The organism is Salinisphaera sp. PC39 (assembly GCF_040361335.1).
Lineage (GTDB): Bacteria > Pseudomonadota > Gammaproteobacteria > Nevskiales > Salinisphaeraceae > APNM01.
The window spans coordinates 57084-76410 of sequence record NZ_APNM01000017.1; the positions used below are offsets into that span (position 1 = coordinate 57084).

Below are 19327 nucleotides of genomic sequence, written 5' to 3' on the forward strand. Positions count from 1 at the left end.
CCGCGACGGGGCCGGCATGGCGAGGGGCCGGTGCTTGTCCCGACGCGCGGCCAGGGGCTAGGCTTCCAGGCCATCACCCATCGGCGGCCGAGCGCGGCCGCCCCGTCCCGGATAGCGCCATGAACGACCGCACCGCCTACACCCCGCCCGCCATATGGACCCCGGACGACGCCGGCGGCGGCAAGTTCAACAGCATCAACCGGCCGGTCGCCGGCCCGACCCACGACAAGGAACTGCCGGTGGGCAAGCACCCGCTGCAGCTCTATTCCCTGGCCACGCCCAACGGCGTCAAGGTCACGGTCATGCTGGAGGAGCTGCTGGCCCTGGGATACGCGGGGGCCGAGTACGACGCCTGGCCGATCAATATCCTGGAGGGCGACCAATTCTCCAGCGGCTTCGTCGCGGTCAACCCCAACTCCAAGATCCCGGCGATGATGGACCACTCGACGCCGACCCCGACGCGGGTGTTCGAGTCGGGCGCCATCGTGCTCTACCTGGCGGAGAAGTTCGGCGCCTTCCTGCCGGACGACCACGCCATGCGAACGGAGGCCCTCAACTGGGTGTTCTGGCAGATGGGCAGCGCCCCCTTCCTGGGCGGCGGCTTCGGCCACTTCTACGCCTACGCCCCGGAGCCGATGAAGTACCCCATCGACCGCTACACCATGGAGGTCAAGCGCCAGCTCGACGTGCTCGACCGCCGCCTGGCCGACAACCGCTACCTCGCCGGCGACGAGTACACCATCGCCGACATCATCACCTGGCCGTGGTACGGCGTGCTGGCCCAGGGCAAGCTCTACGAGGCCGGCGAGTTCCTGCAGGTGCGGTCCTACGAGAACGTCCAGCGCTGGACCGCCGAGATCGACGCCCGCCCCGCCGTGCAGCGCGGGCGCATAGTCAACCGCGTCTGGGGCGACCCGGCGGAGCAGCTCCCCGAGCGCCACGACGCCAGCGACTTCGAGCACCGGACCATGGACAAGCTGCCGGAATCCGAGCGGCCGCAGAACATGCTCTGATCGGGCACCACCTTGTAGGGCGACCCGGTCTCGAATCGCGACCGGCGTCGGTTTGACTTACACACCGGCGACACCTACCATTTGCCCGACCCCGCCAGATGGTTTCGCCCACTGGCAGCAAGGCCCGACCAGGCGACTGGCGGGCCTTTGCGTTTTCATGGGTGCAAGACGACCCGGGCGGCGTTGCGTTCGGCCGGCCCGTCGCGAGCTGTGGCCGGATGCTCGACCTCGCCCGTCACTCCTCGCCGGCGACGACCACCAGCAGCTCGGCGGTCTCGTCGCCGACCGAGCGGATGCGATGCGGCATCTGGGCGTTGAAGTGCAGGGCGTCGCCGCACTCCAGGATCAGGCGCTCGCTCATGAAGTCCACCTCGACGCGGCCGCGGTGGACGAAAACGAATTCCTCTCCCACGTGTTCCTTGAAGGCCGACTGGCCGAACTCCGCCTGCGGATACAGCACGAACGGCAGTAGGCGGTTGCGCCCGGCGTGCCTGGCCAGGGACGCGTACGCCAGCCCGCCGTCGCGGCTCATCGAGCGGCGTTCATCGGCCCGCACCAGGCTGTAGGCATCCGCCGAGGTATCCCCCTCCGAGAACAGCTCCTCCACGGAGACATCGAGCGCCTCGGCCAGCTTGAGGGCCACCGCGATGGACGGCGTGTTGAGACCGCGTTCGACCTTGGAGAGATAGCTCTTGGTCAGGCCGGTGCTCCGGGCCAGGGCGTCCAGGGTCAATCCGAGCCTTTTTCTTATGACCCGCAGGGGCGTCGACATAAAACGGTTTCCAGTCCGAGACGCAAAGCATGGTTGCGTATGACACAAAGTGTCATATAGGATACTAAGTGTCGCATCGGGGCGGCGCCCCGGCGATACCAAAACGACTTCAATTTAGCCCCTCGGGGCGAGGAACGAAACCGATGAGCACCATGCAAGCCTCCAAGAAGACGCTGGTCGAGCGAGCCCGGCGTCAGATGAAGACCAGTCTGGGAGACAACAACTGGACGGTACGGCAGAAGCTGGCACTGACCTGCCGGATCCTGTTCGACGGCGGCCACGACTCCGGACTGGCCGGCCAGATCACCGCCCGCGGACCGGAGCCCGGCACCTATTACACCCAGCGCCTGGGCCTGGGATTCGACGAAATCCAGGCCGGCAACCTGATGCTGGTGAACGAGGACCTCGAGGTGCTGGAAGGCACCGGCATGCCCAACCCCGCCAACCGTTTCCATAGCTGGGTCTACCGGGCGCGCGAGGACGTCAACTGCATCATCCACACCCATCCCCTGCACGTGTCGGCTCTGTCCATGCTCGAGGTGCCCCTGGCGGTCTCGCACATGGACACCTGCCCCCTGTACGAGGACTGCGCCTTTCTCAAGGACTGGCCGGGGGTGCCGGTGGGCAACGAGGAAGGCGAGATCATCTCCGGTGCCCTGGGCGACAAGCGCGCGATCCTGCTCGCCCACCACGGCCAGTTGGTCGCGGGCAATTCCGTCGAGGAGGCCTGCGTTCTGGCGATGCTGATCGAACGGGCCGCCCGGCTGCAGCTACTGGCCATGGCGGCGGGCGAGATCAAGCCCGTGCCGCCGGAGCTGGCACGTGAGGCCCATGACTGGATCAGCTCGCCCAAGCGCCACGGCGCCGCCTTCAACTACTACGCGCGCGGCGCCCTGGCGCGGCACGCGGACTGCCTGAGCTGACCGCCGCCCGGCCTCTACCCCCCTATCCAGCACTGGAGAACATTGTCATGACCACCACTTCGATCCACGGCATCATCGGCTACACGGTCACCCCGTTCGATGCCCAGGGCGCGCCCGACCTGGAGACCCTGGGGCTGAGCATCGAGCGCATGCTCGACGGCGGCGTCCACGCGATCGCCCCCCTGGGCAGCGCGGGCGAGGGCCCGTACCTCGACGAACGCGAATGGGCTCAGGTCGCCGAGCACACCCTGAGGACGGTCGCCGGCCGCGTGCCGACCGTCGTCAGCGTCTCCGACCTCACCACCGCCGGCACGGTACAGCGCGCGCAACGGGCCGAGGCGCTCGGCGCCGACGCGGTGATGGTGCTGCCGGTCGCCTACTGGAAGCTCAGCGCCGACGAGATCCGCCGGCACTTCCGCGCGGTGGCCGACGCCATCGGCATCCCGATCATGCTCTACAACAACCCGGGCACCAGCGGCATCGACATGCCGGTGGACCTGATCCTGCGCATCGTCGATGAGAACGAGCGGGTCACCATGGTGAAGGAGAGCACCGGCGACATTCAGCGCATGCACCAGCTATACCTGCGCGCCGAGGGCCGGGTGCCGTTCTACAACGGCTGCAACCCCATGGCCCTGGAGGCGTTCGTCGCCGGTGCCACGGGCTGGTGCACCGCCGCGCCCAACCTGATCCCGACGTTGAACCGGCAACTGTACGACGCGGTATGCCAACAGGATCTGGCGCGGGCCAAGGCGGTCTTCTACCGGCAGCTACCCGTGCTCGACTTCATCCTGCGCGGCGGCCTGCCCACCACGGTCAAGGCGGGCCTGAGTCTGCTCGGGCTGGAGGCGGGCGCCCCCCGCGCGCCCCTGACCGGTCTGGATGAGACGGGCCGGCGGGAACTGGGGGCATTGCTGGCGGACCTGCAGTAGGGAGACGGTCCGCAAAAAGGAAAAGGCGCCCGGGCGCGGCCAGGAATCGGCCGCGCCCGGACGCCGTCGGGGTCGGACAGGATCAGGCGAGATCGAAGCGATCCGCGTTCATCACCTTGTTCCACGCGGCGCCGAAGTCCTGCACGAACTTGGCCTGCGCGTCGTCCTGCCCGTAGACCTCGGCGATGGCCCGGAGCTGGGAGTTGGAGCCGAAGACCAGGTCGACGCGGGTGGCGGTCCACTTCACGTCGCCGCTCTTGCGGTCGCGCAGCTCGAACTCGTACTCGTCGTCCGAGGTGGGCTTCCACTCCAGGTCCATGTCGAGCAGGTTCACGAAGAAGTCGTTCGTGAGCGTGCCCGGCCGGTCCGTGAACACGCCGTGTTTGCTGCCGCCGACGTTGGCGTCCAGCGCCCGCATGCCGCCGATCAGGGCGGTCATCTCGGGGGCGGTCAGCGTCAAGAGCTGGGCCCGGTCGAGCAGCAACTCCTCGGGCGACACCGTGAACTTCGACTTCTCGTAGTTGCGGAAGCCGTCGGCGACGGGCTCCAGCACCTCGAAGGACGCGGCGTCGGTCTGCTCCTCGGTGGCGTCCGTGCGGCCCGGATGGAACGGCAGTTCCAGATCGTGGCCGGCGTCCTTGGCGGCCTTCTCGACCGCGGCGTTGCCACCGAGCACGATCAGATCGGCCAGGGACACGCGCTTGTTGCCGGAGGCCGAGCCGTTGAAGTCCTTCTGGATGCCCTCGAGGGTCTCCAGGACCTTGGCGAGCTGCTTGGGCTCGTTGACCTCCCAGTCCTTCTGCGGGGCCAGGCGGATGCGCGCGCCGTTGGCGCCGCCGCGCTTGTCGGAGTTGCGGAAGGTCGAGGCCGCGCCCCAGGCGGTCGCCACCAGCTCGGACACCGACAGGCCGGAACCCAGGATTTTGTCCTTGAGGGCCGCGATGTCCTTGGCGTCGATCAGCTCATGGTCGACCTCCGGCACCGGGTCCTGCCAGATCAGGTCCTCCTCCGGGACCTCCGGGCCGAGATAGCGGGACTTCGGCCCCATGTCGCGGTGGAGCAGCTTGAACCAGGCGCGGGCGAAGGCGTCCGCCAGCTCGTCCGGATTCTCGTGGAACCGCTTGGAGATCTTGGCGTACTCGGGGTCCATCTTCAGCGACAGATCCGTGGTCAGCATCATCGGCGGATGCTTCTTGGACGGATCGTGGGCGTCGACGACCATGTCCTCCTCGGCCGTGTCCTTCGGATGCCACTGGTTGGCGCCGGCCGGGCTCTTGCTCAGCTCCCACTCGTACTTGAACAGCAGGTCGAAGTAGCCGGTGTCCCACTGGGTCGGCCGGGACGTCCAGGCGCCCTCGATGCCGCTGGTCATGGAATACTCGCCCTTGCCGGTGCCGGCCTTGTTGTGCCAGCCCAGGCCCTGCTCCTGGATCGGGGCGGCCTCGGGCTCGGGGCCGACGTTCTCCTCGGGCACCGCGCCGTGGCACTTGCCGAAGGTGTGGCCGCCGGCGATCAGCGCCACCGTCTCGTAGTCGTTCATCGCCATCCGGCTGAAGGTCTCGCGGATGTCGTGCGCGGCCTTGAGCGGGTCCGGATTGCCGTCCGGGCCCTCCGGGTTCACGTAGATCAGGCCCATCTGGACGTTGGCCAGCGGGTTCTCCAGCTCCCGGTCGCCGGAGTAGCGGCTCTTCTCGTGGCTGCTGTCGGCCAGCCACTCGGTCTCCGAGCCCCAGTAGACATCCTCCTCGGGCTCCCAGATGTCCTCGCGCCCGAAGCCGAAGCCGAAGGTCTTGAAGCCCATGTCCTCCAGGGCGACGTTGCCGGCCAGGATGATCAGGTCGGCCCAGGAGATCTTGTTGCCGTACTTCTGCTTGAGCGGCCACAGCAGCCGGCGGGCCTTATCCAGGTTGCCGTTGTCCGGCCAGCTATTGAGCGGCGCGAAGCGCTGCGCGCCCGTGCTGCCGCCGCCGCGGCCGTCGCCCTCGCGGTAGGTACCCGCGGCGTGCCAGGACATGCGGATGAACAGCGGCCCGTAATGGCCGTAGTCGGCCGGCCACCAGTCCTGCGAGTCCTTCATCAGGGCCTTCAGGTCCTCCTTGAGGGCCTTCACATCCAGCTTCTTGAACGCCTCCTTGTAATCGAAGCCCGGGTCCAACGGATTGGAGAGGTTCGAGTGCTGATGGAGGATCCTGAGGTTGAGCTGGTTCGGCCACCAGTAATCGTTGCCGGGGCCGTCACCGTGCAGCGCCGTGCGCGCACCGTGCATGACCGGGCATTTACCCCCGGCCTTGATGTCCTTCGCGTTTGCGGCCATGTCTATCTCCTGCCTCTCTGGTTGGATCGCCACATTCGTAAATCAAAACGACACCCGGTGGAACCCGCGGTGTCCGCAGCCACGACCGACGCGCCACGGCCCGGACGGCGTCGCCATCCGCGGCCGGCGCGGCGTCGGTCCCGATTGTTCCAGCATCGCTTTTCGGCCCGCTTACCGGGCCATGACCTAACCCTAGTGCGGAAGATGGTCATTTAACAAATGAAATTTCACTACGCACTTCATAGTATTTGGCAATCGAACGGCCGCACGGGCCGGCGCGGAACCGCACGCCATGGCCCGCGCGCCGCGCCGGTCCCCTCCAACGCAAGACTACCCGTCGGAGCGGCTCATACCGGCCGGGGTACGCGATACACTTGCGGGCCCCGCCGCGCAGCGATCCTGCGCGCCGCGCCGAATACAAACAGGAGGACGACACCATGGCAGAGGCGTACATCGTCGACGCATTGCGCACCCCCACCGGCCGCCGCAAGGGCAGCCTGGCCCACATCCATGCCGCCGACCTGGGCGGGCACGTGATCCGCGAGCTCACCGGCCGCCACGAGATCCCGCTGTCGGAGTACGACGACGTGATCTTCGGCAACGTCGACTCAGTGGGCCCGGAGGCCGGCAACATCGGCCGCACCTGCGCCCTGGTCGGCGGCCTGCCCCTGGCGGTGCCGGGCGTCACCGTCGACCGCCAGTGCGGCTCCTCGCAGCAGGCGGTGCACTTCGCCGCCCAGGCCGTGATGAGCGGCACCCAGGACGTGGTCATCGCCGGCGGCGTGGAGACCATGACCCAGGTCCCGATCGGCTCGGCCATGCGCGCCGGCAAGGAACTCGGCCACCCGGACCCCTTCTCCGGCAGCGAAGGCTGGCAGGCGCGCTTCGGCGACGAGACCGTCACCCAGTTCAACGGCGCCGAGAAGATGGCCAAGAAGTGGGGCATCGAGCGCGAGGCGATGGAGGAATACGCCCTGGAGAGCCACAAGCGGGCCCTGCGGGCGATCGCCGAGGGCCGCTTCGACCGCGAGGTGAGCCCGCTCGGCGGCCTGGACATGGACGAGACCGCGCGCGAGACCACCCTGGAGAAGATGGCGGACCTGGAACCGCTGGCCCCCGGCGGCCGCATCACCGCGGCCCTGGCCAGCCAGATCAGCGACGGCGCCTCCGCCGTGCTGGTGGTCTCGGAAGCCGCGCTCAAGCGCTACGGCCTGACCCCGCGCGCCCGCGTCCACCACATGTCCGTGATGGGCGACGACCCGATCTACATGCTCACCGCCCCGATCCCCGCCACCCAGCGGGCGCTCGAGCGCACCGGCCTGTCCCTGGAGGACATCGACCTGGTCGAGATCAACGAGGCCTTCGCCCCGGTGCCCATGGCCTGGCTCAAGGACATCGGCTACCCGCACGAGAAGACCAACGTCAACGGCGGCGCCATCGCCCTGGGCCATCCCCTGGGCGCCACCGGCACCAAGCTGATGACCACCCTGCTGCACGAGCTGGAACGCAGCGGCGGCCGCTACGGCCTGCAGACCATGTGCGAGGGCGGCGGCGTCGCCAACGTCACCATCATCGAGCGGCTCTGAGCCTGAGGCCCGTCCGGCTATTCGCCGGGCGGGCGACCGGCCCCATTCGGCCGACCAGTCCGCGTAACAAAAAGCCGCCGGCGATCCCGGGACCGCCGGCGGCTGCCGATCCGGCTAAGAGCGGTCGCCGCTTACCAGCGGGTACGCCCGCCGCGGCGATCGTCGCGGCCCTTCTCCATGGCGATGTTCACCTTCAGCGGCCGGCCGCCGAGGTCCCTGCCGTTCATCTCGAGGGCCTTCTCCGCCGCCTGCTGCTGGGCGAAGGTGATGAACCCGAAGCCCTTGGCGCGGCCGGTATCGCGATCCATGATCAGCGCCAGCTCTTCGATCTCGCCGTAGCCGCCGAACAGGTCGCGCATCTGCGACTCGGTGACGTCATACGGGAAGTTACCCACATACAATTTCTTCTGAGACATTCGATTTCCATGCTAAACACCGGCCCGACGGGGTCCGGCAAAACACGCGTCGCGGTGTACGAACGGCCGCCGCCCGACGCAGCGACGGCGACCGCCGGCCCCCGACGTCCGGACCGGTCCGCGACGGCGATCACGCCGGACGGCACACGGGAACGTATCGCCTCGGGGGCGAGGCATCGGTGATTGCTTGGGGATGGCCCGACCGCCGGCCGGCGGATTCAGGCAAAGCAAGGACTGACCGGGGAAGCTTAGCACCTATTCTGGGTCTTGGGTGGTGTGCACGGGTTTCGTATCCAACCGTCATGCGCGGAACCTGATGACAGCGACCACTGCTCCGGCCCAAGCCGGGGCTGGCGTGGCGCCCGACCCGGCAGACAGAATATCCTGAAGACTCGACAATCCATGGAAGGACGACATGATTAACGGTCGATGGAAAGGGATGCTCCGTCTGGTGCCGGTCCTGGCACTGCTTGCACTCATCTCGCCGGCCCTCGCTTACACCAACCAGGCGGAAGTCAACGAAGCCTGGCCGATGTGCAGCGACACCCCCTACCGGATCGAACCCTGGCAAGTGATCGAACCCGATCATCTCACCGCAATCAGGGCCGAACGTGCCCTGGAATGGCTAGCCGAGCACCAGGACGACGAGCAGATTCGCGGTGAGGCTCTCATGATCCTGACGCTGAGCACGCAGATACTCGAAGGCTATGCCCTGCGTATGCGGATGCGTCATGGGGTTCGTCGTTCGGGCCGTGATGCGCGCGAGGACTTCTGTCAGTGGATCACGACGACGAGTTTCCCGGAGTAGGCCGCTATTCATGCTCAGGAAATAGCAGCCTGGCCCGTTTCCCATGCGCCTCTACCCGACGTATGGCCCACGATATCGATCCGGTCGCTTTCCGGACAGCAGCCCCTTGTGACCGATACCCGACCGAACCCGCCATTGGTTGCTAGACTCCGCCTTACAAGCATCCCCTCTCCCCCTTGGGGGAGAGGGCCAGGGTGAGGGGGAATTCATGGCCATTCCCAACCGACTGCAGAACACCGCCAAGGGCATGCTCAACCGCGCCCGCCGACTCGGCCTGCCGGTGCAGGGCGCCGAACGGCTCGGCGAACGCCTGGAACCGCTGGCGATCAAACACCTGTCGCGCTACGTGATCCCGTTCGTGCGCCGCAGCGGCGTGCATGTCAACGAGCTGGAACCGGGCCGCGTAGTCTGCACCATGCCCCTGAAGGGCAATGTCAACCACATCGGCACCATGTACGCTGGCGCGCTGTTTACCCTGGCCGAATTCCCCGGCGGCCCGCTGATGCTGGCGACGTTCGGCATGAAGCGTTTCATCCCCATCGTCACCGCCTTGGACTTGGAGTTCGTCAAGGCCGCCAAGACCGACGTCTCGGTCGAGCTCACCCTGACCCCAGACGAAGCCAAGCGGATCGAGGCCGAGACCCTGGCGCACGGCCAGGCAGAGTTCGAGCTGCGAGGTGAGCTGAAGGATGCCAATGGCGAGGTGGTCGCGCGGAGCCGGGCGCTGTATCAGATGCGGCCGCGGCGGCGTTGAGAATGGCGCATCGAAGTGCGTGCACTGTCCCCCGAAACACCAGCTTAGCTGATGACTGACAGATCGCCCTGGGCTGCGGAAGAGGTGGCGGCGGTCGTCGACGACTACCTGCACATGCTGACCCTTGAATTATCCGGCCAGCATTACGTGAAATCGCAGCATCGTCAGCGCTTAAAGGCCCAACTGCGCGGCCGATCCGACGGCGCTATAGAGCGCAAGCACCAGAACATCAGCGCGATCATGATCGAACTGGGCTTCCCCTACGTGCCAGGTTACAAGCCACTGTCGAACTACCAGAGCTTACTTCTCGAGGTCGTTAGTCGGCGACTGAGCATGGGCGGTCAACTCGACGCGGCGGCAGAAGCCGCTGCAAAGCAACCGGCTACCGCGCCCCTTGCGCCGAACTTCGATGCATTGCTAACGGACCCGCCAACGGCCTCTACTGTAGGGATTCGCGAGCACGCGCCCGCGCATAAGTCCCATTCACACGTCGCCAAGAGGGATTACCTTGCTCTGGAAGCACGCAATCGCTCACTCGGCAAGGCAGGCGAGGAGTTGGTCGCCTGTTACGAGCAGCATCGTCTGCACCGTGCAGGCAAGCGCAAGCTCAGCGAGAAAGTGGAGCATGTCGCCGTCACCCAAGGCGACGGCCTCGGCTATGACGTGCTCTCTTTCGATACGGACGGACAGGAGCGCCTGATCGAGGTCAAGACCACTGCCTTCGGCAAAGACACACCATTCTTTCTCAGCGACAACGAGTTGGCGTTATCCAAGGAAGTGAGCGATCGCTTCCATCTATACCGCATCTTTGAGTTCCGCAGGCAGCCGCGGATGTTCACGCTCATGGGCGCCATCGATGACCGATGCCGCCTCGACCCGATAAGCTACCTCGCACGATTTTGATGACTATGCCCACGCACAGGCATAAGAAAGAAATACGACTCTGACCCCGATCTCCGAAGGCCTTGCCGACCTGGGTCCCGTGTTGTGGGCCAACATCGCGCGCGTTGCCGGCCTAATTCTCCAGTACCTGCTCCCGTTCATGTTGGTGTGCGCGGCAATAGTATCCGTCGCCAGTCGTCGGCAACGTCACAAACTACTCCGGGAAGCCGAATCGATCTCGGGCCGGGGCACGGTTCTCGACATGAGTTGGCGCGACTTCGAGCATCTGGTGCACGCCTGGTTCGAGCGGCAAGGCTATCAGGTCGAATCGACTGCAGCCGGCGCGGATGGCGGTGTCGACTTGGTCGCACGAAAGGGCGGTGAAGTCTTCCTCGTCCAATGCAAGCAGTGGCGAGCCCACAAGATCGGCGTCTCGGTCGTGCGCGAGCTGTACGGTGTCATGGTGGCCCGCGGCGCGGCGGGGGGATTCGTTGTCGGTGTCGGCGAATTTACGAGCGACGCCCTCGAGTTTGCGGAAGGCCGCAATATTGAGCTGACCGATGCCCGAGCCGTTATCGGCGAGGCTGGGGAACGTACCCCGAGCCAGTCTCAGCCGGCCGGTCAGGAAAGGCGCGAACCGGAGTGTCCCCGCTGCGGCTCAGGGATGGTTAGGCGCACCGCGCGACGTGGCGCGAATGCCGGGCAGGACTTCTACGGTTGTAGCCAGTACCCCAATTGTCGTGGGACGCGTACTTTCGTATAGCTGCAATCGGGAAAATACGACTCTGACCCCGGTCTCCGCGAGCTCCTCGATCTCGCCGTAGCCGCTGAACAGGTCGCGCATCTGCGACTCGGTCACGTCATACGGAAAGTTACCCACATACAGTTTGTTCTGAGACATTCGATTTCCATGATAAACGCCGGCCCGACAGGGCCCGGCAATACAGGCGTCGCAGTGTACGAACGGCCGCCGCCCGACGCAGCGACGGCGACCGTCGGCCCCCGACGCCCCCGCCGACTTACCACCGCGATCACGCGGGGCGGCACACGGGGACGTTTCGCCTCGGGGGCGAGGCATCGGTGATTGCTTATGGGATGGCCCGGCTGCCGGCCGGCAGGTTCGGGCAAAGCAAGGACTGACCGGGGGAGCTTAGCACCTATTCTGGGGTTTGGGTGGTGTATTCGGGTTTCGCCTCCAACCGCCACGCGATCCCCGGATGACAGCGATCATGCCGTTTCCAAGACAGCGGCCCGTCTGACCGATACCCGACCACGCCCACCATTGGTTGCTAGACTCCGCACTACAAACACACCCTCTCCCCCTTGGGGGAGAGGGCTGGGGTGAGGGGGAATTCATGACCATTTCCGACCGACTACAAAACACCGCCACGGGCATGCTCAACCGCGCCCGCCAACTCGGCCTGCCGGTACAAGGCGCCGAACGGCTCGGCGAGCGCCTGGAACCGATGGCGATCAAGCACCTGTCGCGCTTCGTGATCCCGTTCGTGCGACGCAGCGGCGTGCGCATCGTCGAGCTGGAGCCGTGCCGCGTGGTCTGCGCCATGCCCCTGAAGGGCAACGTCAACCACATCGGCACCATGTACGCTGGCGCCCTGTTCACGCTCGCCGAGTTTCCCGGCGGCCCGCTGATGCTGGCGACCTTCGGCATGCGCCGCTTCATCCCCATCGTCACCGCGCTGGACCTGGCATTCGTCAAGGCCGCCAAAACCGACGTCTCGGTCGAACTTACTCTACCCGATGAAGAAGCCAAGCGGATCGAAGCCGAGACCCTGGAGCACGGCCAGGCGGAGTTCGAGCTGCGGGGCGAGTTGAAGGACACCAACGGCGAGGTGGTCGCCCGCAGCCGGGCGCTCTACCAGATGCGACCGCGGCGGCGTTAAGAATAGAGTATTTAATTAGGTGTACTGTCCCCGGAACCGCGTCCTCATTTTTTGTGAGATGCGACAGGCAAGTGCGGCCCACAATAACCAATAACAATTCGATCGTCTTCGCCATCCCAGCAAAAATGGACACGTATCGTTTTCACAGGATCATCAGAAATACCAATTTTTAGATGCTGCAACATCTCTACTTCATCCCCTTTGTACTTAAATAATCTATAGCGCCGCAACTCAGCGTTGTTCTGGACAGATTCTGATTCAGTAGGAGAGTACTCGTTAGTGGTAAATGCGCGGCGTGCTTCATTAGTACCGCCTTCTTTTAAAGCTGATACAAACTCAGTAGGCAACTTCCATAATAGCGCTAGCAATCTTTCTGATTGATCAAAATGGCATGAGTCCTTAGCAGAGGAAAATGCCGAGTCGAGAATTTGAACTTTATCTGGAAAGAATGCTTCAAGTATTCGGAGACAGTTCTCGGGAGAAAGGCTACCTTCAATTAGACTGGCGACATCCTCTGTTATTTCTGATATATCTAATTTATTAAGCTTCGCCCCCTGCTCTTGAAGTTGATGGAGTAGTTGCTCATTTTTCCGCTCTTCCCGTCGCAGACGCTTTTGGCTATGCTGAAATTCTTCCTCTAGTCGCATTTCCTCAAGCTGAGATTGCTCTAACTGATGCTTGTAGTCTTCGACTAGTTTATGACTCTGCTCCTCTGCCGCTTCGATTTCTTCGGCAGCGTATTTAAGGTATTCACGTTCTGTTTCATTGGCCTCCGAAGCAGTTTCTAGCTTATCTCTCAAAACATTTTGACGATCTCGTGCTCTCTTTAAACGAGCATCACTTGGAGCAATATGGCGCTTTTTATGGTCCATATTGGTCCAGTGGGTGACGGTAGATATCACCTCACTAGTTATGCTGTGTTGATTTTTTATGAGATCATCTAATTCATAAGTTAAAAACAACCTGTTACGTATATGCTGCCCTCCTCGACGGTGAGTTATAGGAGGAAAAATAACATTGATAGCCCCTCCCCAGGCGCTACGTTTTCGTGTTAATAAACGCTCCAGGTCGTATGAGTTGACTTGACGTGAAATATCGACTACTTGCGCTAAACCAAATAATTGCTCTTGAAGTCGGTCTATATCTACATATGCGTAGCCATCATGATCTCTACTCACCAAAACAACGGGATCCCGCCGATAAGGATGCTCGATAGCTTGAGCGAGCGCACGTAAATGATCGTAATCATTCTGAACATGCTGCACCGCCATTCCAGGAATTCCCATTGCGACCTTGCATTTATTAGAAATAAATTGAATTAAGCGTGGCCGCGTTGTCTCAGGGACTGTTTTTATTTGGGTGCTTATGTCACTTGTTTCTAACAATAAAGAGAAAAAAGCACTATCATATCGCTTCTGTATGCTAAGTTCGGTCACCCACTGACGACCGGGGATATCTACGTCAGGGTGGGTAAATAATATTGAATAGGTTTCGGGCGGCAACTCTGACGCTGGAAAACAACGGATCCAGGCGCCATTTATATTGTCGTTTTTGACGGTGCGCAGGTCATCTGCCTCTATCCACGTCTTGGTCTTTTGGCCTAGCCAGCGGGCTACAGCATGTAAGGCATGGTCAGCATCTTCAGGCGATTGAAGCTCTAGGCTGTTTGCATAAATTAACATAGTCGATCCCGCGAATTTACGAGGAATTATCCGAGAACACTAAACCGTGAGGTTGCTCAGCCAGTATGCGTGAAATAGGCGCTTGCAAAGAACAACTTTGGCCAAAAAGAAAGCGGGCCAAAGGCCCGCTACTTTTGTTGTTGCCGTCACCTTCCATTGGCGCTTCTGCTTGTCCCCCTGAGATCTAGTCCCAGGAAAGCGCCCCACCGGTCTGGTACTCGATGACCCGGGTCTCGAAGAAGTTCTTTTCCTTCTTGAGGTCCATCATCTCGCTCATCCACGGGAACGGGTTCTCGGCGCCCGGGTAGAGTTCGGCGAGGCCGATCTGGGCGCAGCGGCGGTTGGCGATGAACTTCATGTACTCGTCGAACATGCTGGCGTTGAGGCCGAGCACGCCGCGGGGCATGCAGTCGTGGGCGTACTCGATCTCCAGGTGCATGGCCTCGTCGATCATGCTGCGCACCTCTTCCTGAAAGTCCTTGGTCCAGAGGTGCGGGTTCTCGATCTTGATCTGGTTGATCACGTCCACACCGAAGTTCAGGTGCATGGACTCGTCGCGCATGATGTATTGCACCTGCTCGGCGGTGCCGGTCATCTTGTTGCGGCGGCCGAAACTCAGGAACTGCACGAAGCCGGCGTAGAACCAGATGCCCTCGAAGATGATGTAGAAGGCGATCAGGTCGCGCAGGAACTTCTGGTCGTTCTCGGGCGTGCCGGTCTGGAAGTCCGGGTCGTTCAGGCTCTGGGTGTACTGCATGGCCCAGGCGGCCTTGTTGTGCACGCTGGGCAGCTCGCGGTACATGTTGAATATCTCGCCCTCGTCGAGGTTGAGGCTCTCCACGATGTACTGGAAGCAGTGGCCGTGCACGGCTTCCTCGAAGGCCTGGCGCAGCAGGTACTGGCGGCACTCGGGGTTGGTGAGGTGCTTGTAGATGCCCAGCACCAGGTTGTTCGCCACCAAGGATTCGCTGGAGGCGAAGAAGCCGAAGCCGCGCTTGAGGATCATGCGCTCGTCGTCGGTCAGGCCCTCGGGATCGCTCCACATGGCGATGTCCGCGGACATGTTGATCTCCTGCGGCATCCAGTGGTTGGCGCAGCCGGACAGGTACTTCTCCCAGGCCCACTGGTACTTGAACGGCACGAGCTGGTTGACGTCGGCGCGGCAGTTGATGATGGCCTTGTCGTCGACCTGCACGCGGCCGGCGCCCATCTCGACCTGCTCCAGGCCGGTGACGGCCTCGTTGGACTCCTCGCCCTTGTGCTCCTCGCGCAGCTCGCCGTCGTCGACCGCGTTGGGGTCGGGCACGGTGGCCGGCTGGCGCGGATGCACGCTCTGGTTGGGGTCGGTCGGGCGGTTGTCGTTCCATTCGAGCATGGCGCTGTCCTCTATCTCTGTATCGTCCCGGTTCTTTGAGACTTGAATCCCGGAACCTGAAATTCGCGTGTCTACTTGCGGCGCATCTGCCGCGTGGCCCGGCGGTTGCGGATGTGCCGCCGGCGGGCCTGTTTCTGCTGCCGGACCGTGTCGCTGGCCTGCGAGTAGAGCGCGGGCTCTTCCTGCAGGTCCTCGCCCGTGACGTAGGTCACGGTGCGGTGCCAGTCTGTCGGCTCGGTCATGTTGCCGGTCCCCCTGGTTGTTTGCCTCGGCATCCGGTCGCCTGGATGTCTACCCCCTCACCCCAACCCTCTCCCCCAAGGGGAGAGGGGGTTTGTGGGGGTTCCTCTTTCCCCAAGGTGAGAGGGCGTGGATGTGACCCCCTCTCCCCAGCCCTCTCCCCCAAGGGGGAGAGGGGGTTGGGGGTTCCTCTCTCCCAAGGGGGAGAGGGGATTCATGAGGGTTACTGACAGGCCTCGCATTCCGGGTCGTCGATGGCGCAGGCCATGGGGGCCGTGGGCGGCGGGGCCGCCTCGGCGCCGTTGCCTGCACCGTTACCATTCGCGCTCGCGGAGGCGCCGGCCGGGGCCGCGCTCGGGCGGTCCCCGCCGCCGGTGACGCTGCCGCCGGCGCCCGCGCCGCCGCCGCTGCCGCGGCCGCCGTGGCCGACGGCGTTGAGGCGGTGGTCGGTGATGGTGGATTTCTCCACGTGCGTGGCGCCGACCGAGCGCAGGTAGTAGGTGGTCTTCAGGCCCTTCTGCCAGGCGAATTTGTACAGCTCGTCCAGCTTGCGGCCCGAGGGCTCGGCCATGTAGAGGTTCAGGCTCTGGGCCTGGTCCAGCCACTTCTGGCGCCGCGAGCCGGCCTCGACCAGCCACTTGGGATCGATCTCGAAGGCGCAGCGGTACAGGGCCTTGAGGTCGTCCGGGATGCGGTCGATGGCCTGCACCGAACCGTCGTAGTACTTGAGGTCGTTGGCCATCACCTCGTCCCACAGGTCGAGCTGCTTGAGGTCCTCGACCAGGTAGGGGTTGGCGACGGTGAACTCGCCCGACAGGTTCGATTTCACGTACAGGTTCTGGTACGTGGGCTCGATCGACTGGCTCACGCCGGTGATGTTGGCGATGGTCGCGGTCGGGGCGATGGCCATGCAGTTGGAGTTGCGCATGCCCACCTGCTGGATCCGCTGGCGCAGGCCGTCCCAGTCCAGGGTCGCGCTCTCGTCCTGGTCCAGGTATTCCTCGCCGCGCTGCTCGCGCAGGATCCTGATGGAGTCGATCGGCAGGATGCCCTGGTCCCACAGCGAGCCCTTGAAGGAGCTGTAGGGGCCGCGCTCCTGGGCGAGGTCGGTGGAGGCCTTGATCGCGAAGTAGCTGATCCGCTCCATGGAACGGTCGGCGAACTCGACCGCCTGCTCCGACTCGTACGGCAGGCGCAGCTTGTAGAGGGCGTCCTGGAAGCCCATCAGGCCCAGGCCCACCGGCCGGTGGCGCAGGTTGGAGTCACGCGCGGTCTTGACGCTGTAGTAGTTGTACTCGATCACGTTGTCGAGCATGCGCAGCGCCGTGGACACGGTCTTCTCCAGCTTGTCCACGTCCAGGGCGCCGTCGACCACGTGCTGGGCGAGATTGACCGAGCCCAGGTTGCAGACCGCGATCTCCTTGCCCGGCGAGGTGTTGAGCGTGATCTCGGTGCACAGGTTGGAGCTGTGGACCACGCCCACGTGCTGCTGCGGGCTGCGCAGGTTGCACGGGTCCTTGAACGTGAACCACGGGTGGCCCGTCTCGAACAGCAGCGACAGCATCTTGCGCCACAGGCCCACGGCGGAGACCTGCTTGGCGTTCTTGATCTCGCCGGCCTCGACCTTGGCCTCGTAGCGCTCGTAGGCCTCCTCGAAGGCCTTGCCGGTGAGGTCGTGCAGGTCGGGCACGTCGTTGGGCGAGAACAGGGTCCACTGCTGGTCGTTGAGCACCCGCTTCACGAACAGGTCCGGGATCCAGTTCGCGGTGTTCATGTCGTGACAGCGGCGGCGGTCGTCGCCGGTGTTCTTGCGCAGCTCCAGGAACTCCTCGATGTCCTTGTGCCAGGTCTCGAGGTAGGCGCAGACCGCGCCCTTGCGCTTGCCGCCCTGGTTCACGGCCACGGCGGTGTCGTTGACCACCTTCAGGAACGGCACCACGCCCTGGGACTTGCCGTTGGTGCCCTTGATATGGGCGCCCATGGCGCGCACCGGGGTCCAGTCGTTGCCCAGGCCGCCCGCGAACTTGGACAGCATGGCGTTGTCGTGGATCGCGCCGTAGATGCCGCCCAGGTCGTCGGCCACGCTGGTCAGGTAGCAGGACGACAGCTGCGGGCGCAGCGTGCCGCTGTTGAACAGGGTCGGCGTGCTGCTCATGAAGTCGAAGGACGACAGCAGCTTGTAGAACTCGATCGCGCGCTCCTCGCGCTCGATCTCGTTGATCGCCAGGCCCATGGCCACGCGCATGAAGAACGCCTGCGGCAACTCGAAGCGGTGGCCTTCGTAGTGGATGAAGTAGCGGTCGTAGAGCGTCTGCAGCCCGAGGTAGGTGAACTGCATGTCGCGCTCGGGCAGCAGGGCCTTGCCCAGCCGCTCCAGGTCGTAGTTGAGCAGTTCGGAGTCCAGCAGCTCGTGCTCGACACCGCGCTTGACGTAGTCGGCGAAGTAGTCGGCGTAGCGCTCGGCCATCTCGGTGTGGGTGGCGTACACCACGCGGCCGTCGGCGAGGAAGGTCAGGGCCTCGTGGCGCAGTTTGTCCAGCAGCAGACGCGCGGCCACGGAGCTGTAGTTGGGCTCGGCCTCCAGGCGCTGGCGCGCGGACAGCACCAGGGCGGTGGCCAACTCGTCCTCGCTGATGCCGTCGTAGGCGTTCTTGAGGGTGTCGGACAGCACCTTCTCGGCGTCCACGCCGGCGATGCCGTCGCAGGCCTCGCCGATCACCCGGCGCAGGCGGTCCTGGTCCAGCGGGCGGGTGGTGCCGTCCTTGAAGGCCACGTTCATCTCGGCGGCGGCCGGGGCGGCCTTGCCCTTCTTGCCGGCCTTGGCCTCCTGCTCGGCGCGCTCGCGGGCGCGCTCCTCGCGGTAGAGCACGTACGAGCGGGCGACCTTGTGCTCGCCGGCGCGCATCAGGGCCAGCTCGACGTGGTCCTGGATGTCCTCGATGTGCACCGCGCCGCCGCCCGGCAGGCTGCGGGTGACGCCGGCCTCGACCTGCTCGGTGAGCTTCTTGACGGTGTCGCGGATGCGGCTGGACGCGGCGCCCCCGCGGCCCTCCACGTCCAGGAAGGCCTTGGTCAGGGCGACCTCGATCTTACTGGCGTCGAACGGCGTGACCTTGCCGTTGCGCCGGATGACCTTGTAGCCGCCGGGCGCGGTGGCCGCGATCTCGGCGGTGGACTGGCTGTCGTCCGGCTGCGGCCGGGCCGGCGCCGCGCGCCCGGTCTCTTGTGTCTGCTGCATGTTCCTACCCCGTGAAATGCGGTGATCTGCACCCCCGTCGGCCCCGGCGGGGCCGACTGCTTACGACTGAAGATACTCCACAATATGTAGAGGTCAAGTGGCAATTTTTGACCAATCGGACTCTATATATTGTGGGTCGCGGTGGATAAGACAGTGCACAGGATTGGGGAGTGCCTGTGCATAACCCGTGTGCGTTTTCCGGGAATCGCCCCGGGGTCAGTGGGTTAGACAGTGACGGCGGAGGTGGGTTTCGGGTCCGTTTCGGGGCATCGGAGGCCGGTCGGGCACGGCCGCCCGCCGGGGGCGCACCGGGATGACGCAGGCGCCGCTATTTGCGCGCTGCAGTGCGGTAACTGATTGATTTATTGGAATTCGGGATTCAGAAAAACGTGACGCCCTTGCAGGGTGCGTGTCATGGCGGGCTTGGGGCGGTGGTTGGGCACCCCCTCACCCTGGCCCTCGTATGTTGCCAACGCCACGGCAATCAGGAG

The 19327-nt window shown here is 64.2% G+C and carries 17 protein-coding genes; 9 read left to right on the forward strand and 8 right to left on the reverse strand.

The window, feature by feature from the left end; translation table 11 throughout:
- Positions 1–119 precede the first annotated feature (119 nt).
- Positions 120–1013, forward strand: coding sequence for a glutathione-dependent disulfide-bond oxidoreductase (gene yghU, locus PC39_RS14415; RefSeq protein WP_353254107.1), 894 nt, complete (start codon positions 120–122; stop codon positions 1011–1013).
- A gap of 235 nt (positions 1014–1248) precedes the next feature.
- Here yghU and PC39_RS14420 read toward each other — a convergent pair whose 3' ends face one another.
- Positions 1249–1785, reverse strand: a complete 537-nt coding sequence (locus PC39_RS14420; protein ID WP_353254108.1) for a helix-turn-helix domain-containing protein — start codon at positions 1783–1785, stop codon at positions 1249–1251.
- Positions 1786–1928: 143 nt separating this feature from the next.
- On the opposite strand from PC39_RS14420, the gene PC39_RS14425 reads away from it, so the two are divergent.
- A complete protein-coding gene (locus PC39_RS14425) occupies positions 1929–2708 on the forward strand; it encodes an aldolase (RefSeq protein ID WP_353254109.1) in 780 nt (259 codons plus the stop codon).
- A 47-nt stretch (positions 2709–2755) separates the two neighbouring features.
- The gene (locus PC39_RS14430) at positions 2756–3640 is read left to right on the forward strand and encodes a dihydrodipicolinate synthase family protein (protein ID WP_353254110.1); all 885 of its coding nucleotides are present in this window, start codon (positions 2756–2758) and stop codon (positions 3638–3640) included.
- 82 nt (positions 3641–3722) lie between these two features.
- Here PC39_RS14430 and katG read toward each other — a convergent pair whose 3' ends face one another.
- A complete protein-coding gene (katG, locus tag PC39_RS14435) occupies positions 3723–5954 on the reverse strand; it encodes a catalase/peroxidase HPI (RefSeq protein WP_353254111.1) in 2232 nt (743 codons plus the stop codon).
- 437 nt (positions 5955–6391) lie between these two features.
- On the opposite strand from katG, the gene PC39_RS14440 reads away from it, so the two are divergent.
- Positions 6392–7540, forward strand: a complete 1149-nt coding sequence (locus tag PC39_RS14440; RefSeq protein WP_353254112.1) for an acetyl-CoA C-acetyltransferase — start codon at positions 6392–6394, stop codon at positions 7538–7540.
- A gap of 131 nt (positions 7541–7671) precedes the next feature.
- On the opposite strand, the gene PC39_RS14445 is transcribed toward PC39_RS14440, so the two are convergent.
- Positions 7672–7956 (reverse strand): RNA recognition motif domain-containing protein, encoded by a 285-nt coding sequence (locus PC39_RS14445; RefSeq protein WP_353254113.1) that lies wholly within the window; start codon positions 7954–7956, stop codon positions 7672–7674.
- Positions 7957–8395: 439 nt separating this feature from the next.
- Between PC39_RS14445 and PC39_RS14450 the strand changes: the two genes are divergently transcribed.
- The 4 genes from PC39_RS14450 (at position 8396) to PC39_RS14465 (ending at position 11163) form a co-directional block, all read left to right on the forward strand.
- On the forward strand, positions 8396–8764 hold the full coding sequence (locus PC39_RS14450) for a hypothetical protein (protein ID WP_353254114.1): 369 nt from the start codon (positions 8396–8398) through the stop codon (positions 8762–8764).
- Positions 8765–8972: 208 nt separating this feature from the next.
- A complete protein-coding gene (locus PC39_RS14455) occupies positions 8973–9518 on the forward strand; it encodes a YiiD C-terminal domain-containing protein (protein WP_353254115.1) in 546 nt (181 codons plus the stop codon).
- Between the two features lie 51 nt (positions 9519–9569).
- The gene (locus PC39_RS14460; protein ID WP_353254116.1) at positions 9570–10421 is read left to right on the forward strand and encodes a protein NO VEIN domain-containing protein; all 852 of its coding nucleotides are present in this window, start codon (positions 9570–9572) and stop codon (positions 10419–10421) included.
- A gap of 241 nt (positions 10422–10662) precedes the next feature.
- Positions 10663–11163, forward strand: coding sequence for a restriction endonuclease (locus PC39_RS14465; protein WP_353254117.1), 501 nt, complete (start codon positions 10663–10665; stop codon positions 11161–11163).
- Here PC39_RS14465 and PC39_RS14470 read toward each other — a convergent pair.
- On the reverse strand, positions 11059–11478 hold the full coding sequence (locus PC39_RS14470) for an RNA-binding protein (protein ID WP_353254118.1): 420 nt from the start codon (positions 11476–11478) through the stop codon (positions 11059–11061). The genes PC39_RS14465 and PC39_RS14470 overlap by 105 nt on opposite strands.
- A 388-nt stretch (positions 11479–11866) precedes the next feature.
- Between PC39_RS14470 and PC39_RS14475 the strand changes: the two genes are divergently transcribed.
- Positions 11867–12301: a YiiD C-terminal domain-containing protein gene (locus PC39_RS14475; RefSeq protein WP_353254122.1), complete on the forward strand. Its 435-nt coding sequence runs from the start codon at positions 11867–11869 to the stop codon at positions 12299–12301.
- Between the two features lie 44 nt (positions 12302–12345).
- Here PC39_RS14475 and PC39_RS14480 read toward each other — a convergent pair whose 3' ends face one another.
- From PC39_RS14480 to PC39_RS14495, 4 genes are all read right to left on the reverse strand, one after another.
- A complete protein-coding gene (locus tag PC39_RS14480) occupies positions 12346–13983 on the reverse strand; it encodes a hypothetical protein (RefSeq protein ID WP_353254119.1) in 1638 nt (545 codons plus the stop codon).
- A gap of 184 nt (positions 13984–14167) precedes the next feature.
- Complete coding sequence (locus PC39_RS14485; protein ID WP_502950886.1) at positions 14168–15358, reverse strand: ribonucleotide-diphosphate reductase subunit beta; 1191 nt, start codon at positions 15356–15358, stop codon at positions 14168–14170.
- A 71-nt stretch (positions 15359–15429) separates the two neighbouring features.
- Positions 15430–15600, reverse strand: a complete 171-nt coding sequence (locus PC39_RS14490; RefSeq protein ID WP_353254120.1) for a hypothetical protein — start codon at positions 15598–15600, stop codon at positions 15430–15432.
- 221 nt (positions 15601–15821) lie between these two features.
- Positions 15822–18836, reverse strand: a complete 3015-nt coding sequence (locus PC39_RS14495) for a ribonucleoside-diphosphate reductase subunit alpha (protein ID WP_353254121.1) — start codon at positions 18834–18836, stop codon at positions 15822–15824.
- Positions 18837–19327: the final 491 nt, after the last annotated feature.

Excerpts from the sequence above, each read along its gene's own strand:
- PC39_RS14450 (WP_353254114.1), top strand. The coding sequence starts at position 8,396 with ATGCTCCGTCTGGTGCCGGTCCTGGCACTGCTTGCACTCATCTCGCCG.
- PC39_RS14480 (WP_353254119.1), bottom strand. The coding sequence starts at position 13,983 with ATGTTAATTTATGCAAACAGCCTAGAGCTTCAATCGCCTGAAGATGCT.
- PC39_RS14430 (WP_353254110.1), top strand. The coding sequence starts at position 2,756 with ATGACCACCACTTCGATCCACGGCATCATCGGCTACACGGTCACCCCG.
- PC39_RS14470 (WP_353254118.1), bottom strand. The coding sequence starts at position 11,478 with ATGCCTCGCCCCCGAGGCGAAACGTCCCCGTGTGCCGCCCCGCGTGAT.
- PC39_RS14465 (WP_353254117.1), top strand. The coding sequence starts at position 10,663 with ATGAGTTGGCGCGACTTCGAGCATCTGGTGCACGCCTGGTTCGAGCGG.
- katG (WP_353254111.1), bottom strand. The coding sequence starts at position 5,954 with ATGGCCGCAAACGCGAAGGACATCAAGGCCGGGGGTAAATGCCCGGTC.
- PC39_RS14485 (WP_502950886.1), bottom strand. The coding sequence starts at position 15,358 with ATGCTCGAATGGAACGACAACCGCCCGACCGACCCCAACCAGAGCGTG.
- PC39_RS14490 (WP_353254120.1), bottom strand. The coding sequence starts at position 15,600 with ATGACCGAGCCGACAGACTGGCACCGCACCGTGACCTACGTCACGGGC.
- PC39_RS14495 (WP_353254121.1), bottom strand. The coding sequence starts at position 18,836 with ATGCAGCAGACACAAGAGACCGGGCGCGCGGCGCCGGCCCGGCCGCAG.
- PC39_RS14445 (WP_353254113.1), bottom strand. The coding sequence starts at position 7,956 with ATGTCTCAGAAGAAATTGTATGTGGGTAACTTCCCGTATGACGTCACC.
- PC39_RS14425 (WP_353254109.1), top strand. The coding sequence starts at position 1,929 with ATGAGCACCATGCAAGCCTCCAAGAAGACGCTGGTCGAGCGAGCCCGG.
- PC39_RS14475 (WP_353254122.1), top strand. The coding sequence starts at position 11,867 with ATGGCGATCAAGCACCTGTCGCGCTTCGTGATCCCGTTCGTGCGACGC.
- PC39_RS14440 (WP_353254112.1), top strand. The coding sequence starts at position 6,392 with ATGGCAGAGGCGTACATCGTCGACGCATTGCGCACCCCCACCGGCCGC.
- PC39_RS14420 (WP_353254108.1), bottom strand. The coding sequence starts at position 1,785 with ATGTCGACGCCCCTGCGGGTCATAAGAAAAAGGCTCGGATTGACCCTG.
- yghU (WP_353254107.1), top strand. The coding sequence starts at position 120 with ATGAACGACCGCACCGCCTACACCCCGCCCGCCATATGGACCCCGGAC.
- PC39_RS14455 (WP_353254115.1), top strand. The coding sequence starts at position 8,973 with ATGGCCATTCCCAACCGACTGCAGAACACCGCCAAGGGCATGCTCAAC.
- PC39_RS14460 (WP_353254116.1), top strand. The coding sequence starts at position 9,570 with ATGACTGACAGATCGCCCTGGGCTGCGGAAGAGGTGGCGGCGGTCGTC.